Genomic DNA, 13,767 nt, shown 5'->3' with positions numbered 1-13,767 from the left:
GCGACCCTACGACCCCCACGTATGCAAACCTCTCCGCCTGATCCGGCGAAGCACGGCCAGGAGGCCCGCGGGCCGCTGAGCGGCGTGCGCGTGCTCGATCTCAGTGCCTACATCGCTGGCCCCTACGGCTGCACGCTGCTCGCCGATCAGGGCGCGGACGTGATCAAGATCGAGCCGCCGGATGGCGACAACCTGCGCCAGTATCCATCGACGTTGTCGAGCGAAAGCCGCGCCTTTCTCGGCGTCAATCGCGGCAAGCGCGGCCTCGTGCTCGACCTCAAGAAGTCGGAGGACCACGCCGCGCTGCTGCGACTGGTGCGCGAGGCCGATGTGCTAGTGCACAACTTTCGGCCGAGCGTGCCGAAGCGGCTGGGCATCGATCACGATCGCCTGAACTTGATCAATCCACGCCTGATCTACTGCGCGGTGACCGGCTACGGCGAGACCGGCCCGATGAAGGACAAGGCCGGCTACGACCAGGTGTTGCAGACGATGACCGGCATGTGCGCGCTGCAGGGCAAGCGTGGTGGCGCGCCGGAAATCATCTATGGCTCGGTGGTGGACTACTACGCGGCCGCGCTGCTGGCTTCCGGCGTGGCATCGGCGCTGTACGAGCGCGAACGCAGCGGTCTGGGCCAGTACGTCGGTGTTTCCCTGCTGCGCAGCGCGCTGACGATGCAATCGGCGCGGATGATCTGGGCCGAGGGCGAGGCGCTCGACATTGGCCGTGACATGCGCTCGGGCGGCGTCACCGGCATCCATCCGACCGGTGAGGGTTATCTCTATCTTTCCGCGAACACCGCGCATTTCTGGAAAGCGCTGTGCGCGAAAACCGGGCTGGATGCGCTCGCGGATGACCCGCGTTACGACAGTGTGCGCAAGCGTGCGGAGCATGCGGCCGAAATCATCCCCCAATTACACGCAGCGCTCGCCACGCGCGGTGCGCATGAATGGGAAACACTGTTCGGCGATGAAGTGCCTTGCGCCGCGGCCCGCCGCATCGAGGACATGTTCGAACATCCGCAGGTGCTCGCCGAAGGCATCGTGGGCACGTTCGAGCATCCGCTGGTGGGGCGTTATCGCGGGGTTACGCATCCGATCAAGTTCGGGCGCACGCCGGGGCCGGTGCCATCCGCGGCGCCGGCGCTCGGGCAGCATGCCGAGTCGCTGAAAGCGTCGGAGATGCCTTGGCGCGATTTCTCCGAGGAAGCTGAATCCAAGACGTGATCCAGAAATGACCCGGGACGTGATGATCCATGCGACTTGCGCGATACTGAGGAAAGCCTTCCCCCGTAGACGCCAAGCCGCATGAACACGAATCCTGCTTCCTATCTCGCTCCCGATACCGCCTCCAAGCTGGCGCAGCTGCGCGAAATGTCGGTGGTGGTGGCCGATACCGGCGATTACGCCGCGGTCGAACGCCTGCGGCCGGTGGATTGCACCACCAATCCGACCATCGTGCGCAAGGCGCTGGATCTGCCCGTCTACGCCGATCTGATCGAGGAACATCTGCAGTGGGGACGCACGCAATCCGGTGATCCCGGGCGCATCGCCGCGGAAGTGGCCGATCGCCTGACCGTCGGCGTCGGCAAGCGGCTCTCGGGACTGATCCCGGGACGCGTGTCCACCGAAGTCGATGCCGATCTTTCGTACGACACCGAAGCGACCATTACCAAGGCCCGCCGCTTCATCGCGATGTACGACGGTATCGGCATTCCGCGCGAGCGCATCCTGATCAAGGTCGCCGCGACCTGGGAAGGTATTCGCGCCGCCGAACAGTTGCAGCGCGAGGGCATCGACTGCAATCTCACCTTGATCTTCAATCGCACCCAAGCGCTGGCCTGCGCGGAAGCCGGCGTGTTCCTGATCTCGCCCTTCGTCGGCCGCATCCTCGATTGGTACGTGGCGCATGGCGAAAAGCCAGCCACCATCGATGACGATCCCGGCGTGCGTTTCGTGCGTGGCGTCTACGACGCATTCAAGCGTCGCGGCGTGTCGACCGTGGTGATGGGCGCCTCGTTCCGCTCCACCGCGCAGATCGAAGCACTGGCCGGCTGCGACCGACTGACGATCTCGCCCGATCTGTTGCAGGCGCTCGAGGACGATACCGGCACGCTGACGCGCAAGCTCGTGTCACCCGGCGCCGCCGGTGCATCGACGGAAGCACCGATCGATGCCGAGGCATACCAGCGTGACCTCGCCGCCGATCCCATGGCCACCGAAAAGCTGCGCGACGGTATCGCCACCTTCGCCAAGGACCTCGCCGGACTACGCGCGGACCTAGCCAAGCGCCTCTAACGCGTCGAAATATGCCTGGAGATAAAGCCCCCTTAAGTTAAGGGGGCGCCGCGACAGCGGCGGGGTTATGGATGTCACGCACCTGGGGCCCAAAGTTTGCAAAGCAAACTTTGGGGGTTGATCCGGCGCATGCCGGACCAACCGGTGAATACGTATGCAAAGCCGCTGCCACGACTGCGAGGCGGCTTATGCTTCGCCCCGGTTTCGACACCTCGATTCGGGCAAGCGATGAGCGATACGCAATGGTGGCGCGGCGCCGTCATCTATCAGGTCTATCCGCGCAGTTTCCTCGATACCGACGGTGACGGCGTCGGCGATTTGCCCGGCATTGTCGACAGGCTCGACTACATCGCCGACCTCGGCGTGGATGCGATCTGGATCTCGCCGTTCTTCAAGTCGCCGATGGCCGATTTCGGCTACGACATCGCCGACTATCGCGCGGTCGATCCGCTGTTCGGCACGCTGGAGGATTTCGATCGCCTGCTCCACAAGGCGCATGCGCTTGGCTTGAAGGTGATGATCGATCAGGTGCTCAGCCACACTTCGAGCGAGCATGCCTGGTTCCGCGAAAGCCGGCAGAGCCGCGACAATCCCAAGGCCGACTGGTACGTGTGGGCCGATGCGCGCGAAGACGGCACGCCGCCCAATAACTGGATGTCGCTGTTCGGTGGCGTGGCCTGGACGTGGGAGCCGCGGCGCGGCCAGTACTACCTGCACAATTTCCTCTCCTCGCAGCCGGACTTGAACTTCCACAATCCGGAAGTGCAAGCGTCGACGCTGGAGAATGTGAAATTTTGGCTCGATCGTGGCGTCGACGGCCTGCGATTGGATGCGATCAACTTCTGTTTCCACGATGCACAGCTGCGCGACAACCCGCCGAAACCGCTGGAAAAGCGAGTGGGGCGCGGCTTCAGTCCCGACAATCCCTACGCATTCCAGTATCACTACTACAACAATACGCAGCCGGAAAACTTGCCGTTTCTCGAACAGCTGCGATCGCTGCTCGATCGCTATCCAGGTACGGCGGCGCTTGGCGAAATCTCGTCCGAGGATTCGTTGGCGATCACCGCCGAGTACACGCGCGAAGGGCGCCTCCACATGGGTTACAGCTTCGAGCTGCTGACCGACGATTTCAGCGCGCATTACATCCGCGACACGGTTTCGCGCCTGGAAGCAGGGCTCGATCAAGGCTGGCCGTGTTGGGCGCTATCGAATCATGACGTGCGGCGCGTGGCCAGTCGCTGGGGCGGGCAAGACGCGCCGCCTGCCTTGGCCAAGCTGCTCAATGCGATGCTTTGCTCATTGCGCGGGTCAGTCTGCGTGTATCAGGGCGAGGAACTCGGTTTGCCGGAAGCGGAAGTTCCTTTCGAAGCATTGCGCGACCCCTACGGCATCGCGTTCTGGCCGAATTTCAAAGGCCGCGACGGCTGTCGCACGCCGATGCCGTGGACCCACGATGCCGATGGCGGTTTCAGCCACGGGCAATCCTGGCTGCCCATTCCCGAGTCGCATCGCATGCGTTCGATCGCTGCGCAGGAGCGCGATCCGGAGTCCGTATTGCAGGCATTTCAGACGTTCCTGCGTTGGCGCCGCGCGCAACCAGTACTGCGCAATGGCGCGATCCAGATGTTCGAGACACCCGAGCCCGTGCTGGCTTTCCAGCGTGAGCACGAAGGGGAGCGGGTACTGGCGGCATTCAATCTTTCCGGCGCGGAAGCCGAAGTAAGCCTGCCACTGCAGGATGCTGCTCCGTTGGAGGGCCATGGTTTGCCTTCCGGGACGTTCGAGAGTGGAGCGGTGCGCCTTCCGGCGCACGGTGTGCTATTCGCGCGTTTGAGGTAATGCGAGTCGCGAATCTCCGGATTCATCGGGTTTGTAAACGCTTTCGAAAATGCTGCGATGCAGCGAAATCTTGCTTGTGCGTCGAAGAACGATCTCGACGCAATGAATACGTATGCATGCAATTGTTTCCGTCACCTCGGCGTAACACCATTGCCACCGCGCCGAGGGGGCGGTTAGGAACTGCGTAGCGCGATCGTCCTCGCATCCGCAAGCGCAGCAAAAAAATCCATATCAACGACCCGGAGGGGGTACGTCTGATGTTCAAGTCTCGCTTTCCAAAGCGTGACCTGCTGGCCGCCGCGCTGGCGTCCGCATGTGCAGGCTTCGCCTTTTCCGCCGTTGCCCAGGAATCGACGCCTGCGCCCGCGGACACGCAACCCGCTGCCGAAACGCAAACGGCCACTGCTGGAGCCTCCACGCTCGAAACCGTGCAGGTGACCGGTAACCGTCGCGTGCAGTCGATCCAGAAGTATTCCGGCACGATCCAGTCGTTCACCGCGACGCAGCTGGACAAGCTCGGCGTCAACACCGACATCCGCAATCTCTCGGCCGTCGTGCCGGCGCTGCAGATCACCAAGCAGGAAGGCAAGTACGAGATGTACCTGCGCGGCATCGGTGCTTCCGATTCCGACTTCTCCTCCGATCCCGCCGTCGCCACCTACTACAACGGCGTGTACCTGCCGCGCCCGCGTTCGATCGGGCCGATGTTCTTCGACATCGAGCGCGTGGAAGTCAACAAGGGCCCGCAAGGCACGGTGCGCGGCCGCAACGCCGCCGCCGGTTCGATCAACGTGATCCCGAACCAGCCGCAGCTGGGCGAGTTCGGCGGCAACGTGAAACTCGGCGTCGGCAACTACGACTTCCGCCAGTTCGAGGCCGTGGTCAACGTTCCCCTGACCGAAACGCTGGCCACGCGTATCGCGCTGTTCAACGAGAAGCGCGATTCCTACATCGAGAACGGCTATCCCTTCGACTACGAGGGACCGGGTGCGATCGACAACACCGCCGTGCGTGCATCGTTCCTGTGGCAGCCGAACGATAAATTCTCCGCCTACATGATGCTGGACAACGTCAAGGAGAAGGGCACGGGCGATCCCGGCATGTTCACCGAGCGTGCGTTGTCCGCCGGTTACGACATCAAGGATCTCGACGACCCCTTCCGCCAGTACTTCCGCCGGCCGGGCTACAGCACCAACGACATCAAGGGCATCTCGGGCACCTTCACCTACCACTTCAACGATGCGGTGTCGGTGGAGTTCAACACGTCCTATCGCAAGTACGATTTCTACAACAAGAACGCCTCGCGCGAATGGCAGCTCGGTCCGGTGTATCCCGGTTCGGAAGCGGACGCCTATCACGCACCGAATCGCCTGCAGTGGTATGACACGTTTTATCAGGCCGACAAGTCCAGTTCGCGCGTCAACGAGCTGCGTTTCTTCGGCGACACCGGCCGTCTGATCTGGTCTGCGGGCCTGTTCAACTACGGCGAGAAATACGACTACGTCTCCTGGGACGTGGGCAACGGCTACTGGGGTGATTGCGACTGGTATCGCCCCGGCACCATCTGTGGTTGGCAGAACGGTCTGGGCGGCGAAAACCGCGGCAACGGTTCGGAAGTCGAATCGAATGCCGTCTACGCCGATCTCAGTTTCGCCGTCAACGACAAGCTGCGCCTGATCGGTGGCGCCCGTTACACCCGCGACAAGAAGACCGCGAAGGAAACGAACGCGCAGTACCAGTTCATCGTGCCGGAAGAGTTGTTCGCCGACTTCGGTATCACGCCATCCGATCTCGTCATCGGTTCACCGGGTTTCCGGTTGAAGGCGCCGGGCGAGCGTTCATTCAACACGCCGAGTGTCTGCGGTGCCAGCGGTTGCACGCCCGGCCCCAACTCCGTGGACTACTTCCTGGATGGCATCGCGAACTGGGGCGCCAACGACAACTGGGACGATTTCCTGCGCGCGTACCACGACCAGATCGAGGTCCGGATCACGTCTGACTTCCCCAACGGCACGAGCAAGGACGTCTACAAGGACAGCTTCGTCGACTGGCGTGCGGGCGTCGAATACGACATCACCGACGACATGATGTTCTATGCCACGGTGTCCACAGGTACGCGTTCCGGCGGCCTGAATCGACCGCTGTTTCTAGACAATGGCACCAAGCTAGCCACCACCTTCAAGCCAGAGAAGCTGACTTCCTATGAGGTTGGCTTGAAGAGCGACATGACCTGGGGCGAAGTGCCCGTGCGTATGAACACCGCTTTGTTCTACTACGACTATAAGGACAAGGTGTTGCAGAACATGATCGATATCCCAAACCCAAACGGTGGTAATCCCAATGCCACGAAACGTTTGGTCTACAACGACAATGCAGCAAATGCTAGGGTTCTTGGACTAGAGTTGGAGGGGAAGTTTGGTTTCGCCCACGGCATCGATCTCGGGTACAACTTCACGTATCTGGATACCAAATTTAAGAATTCGGATATTCTCGATACGCGAACCCCGGGATGTGGCTGTGACGATGATGGGTTGTTTGTGCCGATCGATGGGAATCGCCTTCCATTCACTTCGAAGTACAACGTCAACCTCAACCTTTCGCAGACTGTAGATGTGAGTTGGGGTGGGATTGGTTCTTTCGATTGGACGATCAACTTGTCGTATCGATCGAAGTACTATTTGACGGCGTTCAATGGCAAGGGATTCGCAGGTGTCTACGACACCGCGGGCAACCGTGTCGGGGTTAGAGAAATCCCCCTTGAGCAAATGAAGTTCAACAACAACAACGACGCCTTCGGGCCGACGCCGTTGAACGGCTTGGCCATGCGCGACGACGTCGACGGCTTCACCACTGTCAACGTTTCGGCTGGCCTGAATTTCGGGCAGGACGAGAGCATGCGCGTCGACGGCTTCATCTCGAACCTGACCGACGAGGTCTATTCCGGCAAGGGCTTCATCAACAACTCGGTCAACATCCGCTACCTCAACACCCCGCGGATGTACGGCATCCGTTTCAGCGCCAAGTTCTGACCGATCGCGCGGGAGCGTCGCAAACGCTCCCGCGCGAGTCTGTATGCTGTCCGCATCGCCGACTGGTGTAGTGCATGACCGGTAAACCGCAGCTGTCGTTCTGGCAGATCTGGAACATGTGCTTCGGATTCCTGGGCATCCAGTTCGGTTTCGCGCTGCAGAACGCCAATGTCAGCCGCATTTTCCAGACACTCGGCGCCGACGTCGACGAGATCCCGATGCTGTGGATCGCGGCGCCGCTGACCGGGCTGCTGGTGCAGCCGATCGTCGGCTATTTCTCCGACCGGACCTGGACGCGTCTTGGACGCCGGCGTCCGTATTTCATGGTGGGCGCGATCCTCGCCACGCTTGCATTGCTGGCGATGCCGAATTCGCCGACCTTGTGGATCGCGGCTGGCCTGCTGTGGATACTGGACGCCTCGATCAACGTTTCGATGGAGCCATTCCGCGCCTTCGTCGGCGACCAGCTGCCGCAGAAGCAACGTCCGACGGGCTATCTGATGCAGAGCTTCTTCATCGGGATCGGATCCGTCATCGCGAGTCTGCTGCCGTGGCTGCTGGCGAAGGCTGGCGTCGGAAACACGGCGGGGCCTGGCGAGGTGCCGGATACCGTGCGTTATGCGTTCTATTTCGGCGGCGCCGTACTGTTTCTCGCGATCCTGTGGACGGTGCTGCGCACACGGGAATATCCGCCGGAGACCCTCGAAGCCTGGGATGAGGCGCCGCCATTACCCGCGCGCGATTTCGAGCCGAAGCGTATCCGGCGTCATGCCCTTGCGTGGCTCGTCGCTGGCATCGCTGCCGTTGCCGGGATCGTGGAGTGGAGGCTGGACAAGCAGTTGCTGATTCTCGCCGGTCTCATGATCTTCTACGGCGCCGCATTGCTGATCCGGACCTGGTTGCGCTCCACGAATGCCTTCACCAATATCGTGGACGACATGCAGGAGATGCCGGCCGCCATGCGCACGCTGGCGGTGGTGCAGTTCTTCTCCTGGTTCGCGTTGTTCGCGATGTGGATCTACACCACCTCGGCGGTTGCCGAGATGCACTTCGGCAGCACCGATACCACGTCTGCGGCTTATAACGAGGGCGCGAACTGGGTTGGCGTGTTGTTCGCGGCCTACAACGGCTTCGCGGCGTTGGCCGCGATTGCGATTCCGTGGATGGTGCGGATGTTCGGCATTCGTTTCAGCCATCTGATCAATGCCGTGCTCGGTGGGCTGGGCCTGCTGTCGATCACGGTGATCCGCGATCCGCAATGGCTGCTGCTGTCGATGGCGGGCGTCGGCTTCGCCTGGGCATCGATCCTGTCGCTGCCATATGCCTTGCTCTCGGACAGCGTGCCGGCGCAGAAGATGGGCGTTTACATGGGTATCTTCAACTTCTTCATCGTGATTCCGCAGTTGGTGGCGGCCAGTGTTTTGGGTGTGCTTTTGAAGACGTTCTTCGGCGGAGCGCCGATCCAGGCGTTGACGATCGGGGGCATCAGCCTGGTTGTCGCGGGGCTTTGCGTGCTGCGCGTTCCGCAGCCCGCGCCCGTGTCACAAACTTCGGTGGCGCGATGATGGTGCGCTCGCTGGCTGGTCTGGCATTGTTCGCGCTGGCGGCTGCGGTCGCTGGTTGTCAGCCCCAGAGTGATTCCGCTGTACCGAAGAAGAGCGTGGTGGCTGATGATTATTACGGAACGCTGGAGCCGTTCGCGGCGAACGCGATCTATTTCGTCGTGACCGACCGCTTCGTCAATGGTGACACCGGAAACGATCATCGCGACCAAGGCGGTGAACATCGCACTTTCGATATTCCGATCTCGGGTCCGAATGGCGAGAGCGATAACATCGGCTACCTCGGCGGCGATTTCAAAGGCATCCTCGACAACGCCGGCTACATCCGGGAGATGGGGTTCGATGCGGTCTGGATCACGCCCATCGTCGATAATCCCGATGAAGCCTTCACCGGCGGCAAGCCCGTCACGTGGGGCAGTTTCCTGACGGATCGCGGCAAGGCCGGCTATCACGGCTATTGGGGCGTGAATTTCTACCGTGTCGACGAGCATCTGCCGAGCCCAGGCCTCGATTTCGCCGGTTTCACGAAGGCGATGCACGCGCAGGACCTGAAGGTGGTGCTGGACATCGTCGGCAACCATGGTTCGCCTGCGTACACGATGCCGAAGGCGCAGCCGAAGTTCGGTCAGATCTTCGACAAGGACGGCAAGCTGCTGGCGGACCATCAGAACCTGCCGCCGTCGAAGCTCGATCCCGCGCACAATCCCTTGCATGCCTTCTACAACACCGGCGGCGGGTTGGCGGAGCTGTCGGATTTCAACGAGAACAACCCGGCGGTGCTGGACTATCTTGCTGGCGCATATGAGCAGTGGATCGGGCAGGGCGCCGATGCCTTCCGCATCGATACGATCGGTTGGATGCCGGATGCGTTCTGGCAGAAGTTCACGAGCCGCATCCGCGCCAAGCATCCCGGCTTTTTCATGTTTGGCGAAGCCTTTGATTACGACGCGAACAAGATCGCCCATCACACCTGGCGCGGGCATGGCGAGACCAGCGTGCTGGATTTTCCGCTGAATGCGGAGCTGGCTGAGGTATTCGGTCATTCCAACGCAGGGTTCGAAAATCTGGTCGAGCCGCTGCATCTGGAAAACGGACCCTTCGCCAATCCATACGAGTTGATGACGTTCTATGACAATCACGACATGCCGCGGCTGGATGCCACGGATGCGGGGTTCATCGATGCGCACAACTGGTTGTTCACCGCGCGCGGGATTCCGGTGATCTACTACGGATCCGAAGTCGGATTCATGCGCGGGCGTGCCGAGCACGCCGGCAATCGCAACTATTTCGGCCAGGGGCGCATCGAGGCCGCGCGCGGGAATCCGATCCGGACATCGCTGGCGCGCATCGCCTCGGTGCGGCAGGCTTCGCCCGCGTTGCAGCGCGGCTTGCAGTTGAATGTGCGTCTAAAGGGCGATGAGGCGGTGTTCTACCGTGTGTATGCGCATGGCGGCGAGCATCAGGTCGCGCTCGTCATGCTCAACAAGGGAAATGCCGCGAAGCGCATGGAGGCTCGTGAGTATCTGGAGCCCGGGACATGGCGCGATGCGTTCGGTGGCCGTGATTCGAAGGTGCAGGAAACGCTGGCGGCTGAAGTCCCTGCGCATGGCGTGCGCGTCTTTTTCTTCGATGGTCCGATCACCAGGAGCGATCTTCGGGCGCGACTGGAAGAACTGATGACGAGAAAATCGCGATCCCAGGCGGCCGAGTCGAAGAATTAGTTGTCGCTCGTCATTCCGGCTTGCGCCGGAATGACGAGCCCTTAAGCGCCCGTCGAGGCCCGCACGATCAGCTTCGCGGGAATCGTCTGATTCTCGACCTGCTCACCCTGGATCAACCGCAGCAGGCTTTCGACCAGCAGCGTGCCGGCAAGGCGCGTGTCCTGTTGCACGGTCGACAATGCCGGCGTCACCAGGCTGGCCATGGGGATGTCGTCGAAACCGGCGACGGCGACGTCGCCGGGAACGCGCAGTCCGTGTTCCGCCAATGCGCGCAAGGCGCCGATGGCGATCAGGTCGCTGGCGCCGAAAACGGCGTCGAAGCTTTCGCCATTCGCGAGCAGGGTGATGGCAGCCTCATAACCGGACTGCTCGGTCGTGATCGCATCGGCTTGCAGCGACGCCACGGGCTCCAGTCCGGCCTCGTGCAAGGCCGCGGTATAGCCGCGATAGCGTTCCAGGAATTCCGGATAGTGCTCGGAGGCATGTCCAAGGAAGGCGATGCGGCGGCGCCCTTGTGCGATCAGATGCGCGGTGATGTCGTGTCCGCCCTGCACGTTGTCGCAACCGATCGAAACGCCGGGCTGGTCCTTCGAGGCCGAGCCCCAGCGCACGAAGTGCGTGCCGCGCTCGGCCATCCGCAGCAGTCGTGATTGCGATTCGAGATAGTCGCCGTAGCCGAGCAGCAGGATGCCGTCGGCCTTGTGGCTGTCCTCGTACTCGGCCTGCCAGTCCTCGGACAGCTGCTGGAAGGAGATCAGCAGGTCGTAGCCGCGCTGGCCGCAGGCGCGGGTGATCGAGCCGAGCATGGAGAGAAAGAACGGGTTGATCTGCGAGTCGTCGGGCGTCGGATCCTCGAAGAACAGCAGGGCGATCGTGCCCGAATGCTGCCGGCGCAGGTTGGAGGCGTTCTTGTCGACCTTGTAGTTCAGCTGCTCGGCGATGGCGAGGATGCGGCGGCGGGTCTCCTCGTTGACCATGGGACTGCCGCTGAGCGCGCGCGACACCGTCGGCTGGGAGACCCCGGCCAGGTGGGCGATGTCCAGCGATGTCGGTTTGCCCCGGGTCGTCATGCGGCGCGGTCGAGGTACGGTCGTGATGGGGAGCAGAATGATACGCCCGCCGCCGATGGGGCTTTCCGAGCGCTAAATCCGCGTTAGAATTCGGCCATCCACCCAGGGACAAGGTGGCCCGCGGAAACGCCGGCCGAGCGTGCGACATGAGCACTACCACCGCCCATCGCTGACCGTTACGTTCGTCCCTGAACAAGAGCCCGGCCACCTCACCACGCTGACGGCGTGGTTCGATGGCCGGACTTCCCAACGCCAAAGCCCATGCTCCGATTCCAGCGGGTGTCGGAGATATGCGCATCCGCCTGATACCCAATGATCACGATCACGCTCCCCGACGGCAGCCGCCGCGAATACGAACATCCCGTTTCCGTCATGGAAGTGGCCCAATCCATCGGCCCGGGCCTGGCCAAGGCGACCCTCGCCGGCAAGGTCGACGGCCAGCTGGTCGATGCTAGCGACCGCATCGACCACGACGCGACGCTTTCGATCATCACGCCCAAGGACGAGGAGGGGCTGGAGATCATCCGCCATTCGTCCGCGCATCTGGTCGGCCATGCGGTCAAGCAGCTGTATCCGACCGCGAAGATGGTGATCGGTCCGGTGATCGAGGAAGGCTTCTTCTACGACATCTGGTACGAGCGCCCGTTCACGCCGGACGACCTGGCCGCGATCGAGAAGCGCATGGTCGAGCTGATCGACCAGGACTACGACGTGGTCAAGAAGATGACGCCGCGCGCGGAGGTCATCGATGTGTTCAAGTCGCGCGGCGAGGACTACAAGCTGCGCCTGATCGACGACATGCCCAACGAGACGCAGATGGGCCTGTACTACCACCAGGAATACGTCGACATGTGCCGCGGTCCGCACGTGCCGAACACGCGCTTCCTGAAGGCCTTCAAGCTCACGCGCATTTCCGGTGCGTACTGGCGCGGTGATTCCAAGAACGAGCAGCTGCAGCGCATCTACGGCACCGCCTGGGCCGACAAGAAGCAGCTGGCGGCCTACATCCAGCGCATCGAGGAAGCCGAGAAGCGCGACCATCGCAGGATCGGCAAGCAGCAGGACCTGTTCCATCTGCAGGAAGAAGCGCCGGGCCTGGTGTTCTGGCATCCGAAGGGCTGGTCGATCTGGCAGGTGGTCGAGCAGTACATGCGCCGCGTCTACCGTGAGAGCGGCTACGGTGAAGTGCGCTGCCCGCAGATCCTGGACGTGTCGCTGTGGCAGAAGTCCGGCCACTGGGACAACTACAAGGAGAACATGTTCTTCACCGAGTCGGAGAAGCGCACCTACGCGGTCAAGCCGATGAACTGCCCGGGCCATGTTCAGGTGTTCAACCAGGGCCTGCACAGCTATCGCGACCTGCCGATCCGCTACGGCGAGTTCGGCTCCTGTCATCGCAACGAGCCCTCGGGCGCGCTGCACGGCATCCTGCGCGTACGCGGCTTCACCCAGGACGACGGCCACATCTTCTGCCGCGAGGACCAGATCGAGGCCGAGGTCACCGCTTTCCATCGCCAGGCCCTGGCGGTCTACCAGGATTTCGGCTTCGACGACATCCAGATCAAGATCGCCCTGCGCCCGGAACCGCGCTTGGGCGACGACGCGACCTGGGACAAGGCGGAGGCCGCCCTGCGCAGCGCCCTGTCGGCCTGCGGGGTGGAATGGCAGGAGCTGCCGGGCGAGGGCGCCTTCTACGGTCCCAAGATCGAGTACCACCTGAAGGACGCCATCGGCCGGACCTGGCAGCTGGGCACGATGCAGGTCGATTTCATGATGCCCGGCCGCCTCGGCGCCGAGTACGTGGACGAGCACAGCCAGCGCCAGACGCCGGTGATGCTGCACCGGGCCATCGTCGGCTCGATGGAGCGGTTCATCGGCATCCTGATCGAGCACCACGCTGGTGCATTCCCGGCCTGGCTGGCTCCGGTGCAGGCAACTGTGATGAATATCACGGATAATCAGGCCGACTATGTCGAGGAGGTTCGGAAAACCCTTGTAAATCAAGGCTTCCGGGTCGAATCGGATTTGCGGAACGAAAAAATCGGCTATAAGATTCGCGAACATACGCTCCAGCGCGTGCCGTATCTGCTCGTAGCGGGCGACCGCGAAAAGGAAAACGCGGCCATCGCTGTGCGCTCGCGAACGGGGGAAGATCTGGGCTCGATGTCTGTCGCAGACTTCGCCGCGCGCTTGCGTAGCATTGAGTCGAGCCGTCCGCGTGATGAAGGCGCGGCTGCTTGAAGCA

At 62.2% G+C, this 13,767-nt stretch carries 8 protein-coding genes; 7 read left to right on the top strand and 1 reads right to left on the bottom strand.

The annotated features are described in order from the left end of the window. The first annotated feature begins 21 nt into the window (after nt 1–21). The 6 genes from LG367_RS15255 (at nt 22) to LG367_RS15230 (ending at nt 10,452) form a co-directional block, all read left to right on the top strand. Nucleotides 22–1,227: a CaiB/BaiF CoA transferase family protein gene (locus LG367_RS15255; RefSeq protein WP_226470126.1), complete on the top strand. Its 1,206-nt coding sequence runs from the start codon at nt 22–24 to the stop codon at nt 1,225–1,227. An 81-nt stretch (nt 1,228–1,308) separates the two neighbouring features. Continuing rightward, entirely contained in the window at nt 1,309–2,298 is a 990-nt protein-coding gene (locus LG367_RS15250) for a transaldolase (protein ID WP_226470125.1), read from the top strand. A gap of 228 nt (nt 2,299–2,526) precedes the next feature. Next, nucleotides 2,527–4,140 carry an alpha-glucosidase gene (locus LG367_RS15245; RefSeq protein WP_226470124.1) on the top strand — a complete coding sequence of 538 codons (1,614 nt, stop codon included), beginning with the start codon at nt 2,527–2,529 and terminating at the stop codon, nt 4,138–4,140. Between the two features lie 257 nt (nt 4,141–4,397). Next, complete coding sequence (locus LG367_RS15240; protein WP_226470123.1) at nt 4,398–7,169, top strand: TonB-dependent receptor; 2,772 nt, start codon at nt 4,398–4,400, stop codon at nt 7,167–7,169. A gap of 74 nt (nt 7,170–7,243) precedes the next feature. Further along, nucleotides 7,244–8,734, top strand: coding sequence for an MFS transporter (locus LG367_RS15235; protein WP_226470122.1), 1,491 nt, complete (start codon nt 7,244–7,246; stop codon nt 8,732–8,734). After that, nucleotides 8,734–10,452, top strand: coding sequence for an alpha-amylase family glycosyl hydrolase (locus tag LG367_RS15230; RefSeq protein ID WP_226470191.1), 1,719 nt, complete (start codon nt 8,734–8,736; stop codon nt 10,450–10,452). The genes LG367_RS15235 and LG367_RS15230 overlap by 1 nt, the downstream gene beginning before the upstream one ends. 41 nt (nt 10,453–10,493) lie before the next feature. Here LG367_RS15230 and LG367_RS15225 read toward each other — a convergent pair whose 3' ends face one another. Then, nucleotides 10,494–11,522 (bottom strand): LacI family DNA-binding transcriptional regulator, encoded by a 1,029-nt coding sequence (locus LG367_RS15225; RefSeq protein WP_226470121.1) that lies wholly within the window; start codon nt 11,520–11,522, stop codon nt 10,494–10,496. 312 nt (nt 11,523–11,834) lie between these two features. Here LG367_RS15225 and thrS point away from each other — a divergent pair, with 312 nt between their 5' ends. Then, nucleotides 11,835–13,763 carry a threonine--tRNA ligase gene (thrS, locus tag LG367_RS15220; protein WP_226470120.1) on the top strand — a complete coding sequence of 643 codons (1,929 nt, stop codon included), beginning with the start codon at nt 11,835–11,837 and terminating at the stop codon, nt 13,761–13,763. Nucleotides 13,764–13,767: the final 4 nt, after the last annotated feature.

It is taken from the genome of Luteimonas panaciterrae (assembly GCF_020511115.1).
Taxonomy (GTDB): domain Bacteria; phylum Pseudomonadota; class Gammaproteobacteria; order Xanthomonadales; family Xanthomonadaceae; genus Luteimonas; species Luteimonas panaciterrae.
The sequence above is the reverse complement of the archived record's forward strand: the minus strand, read 5'-3'. Positions and strand labels throughout refer to the sequence as shown.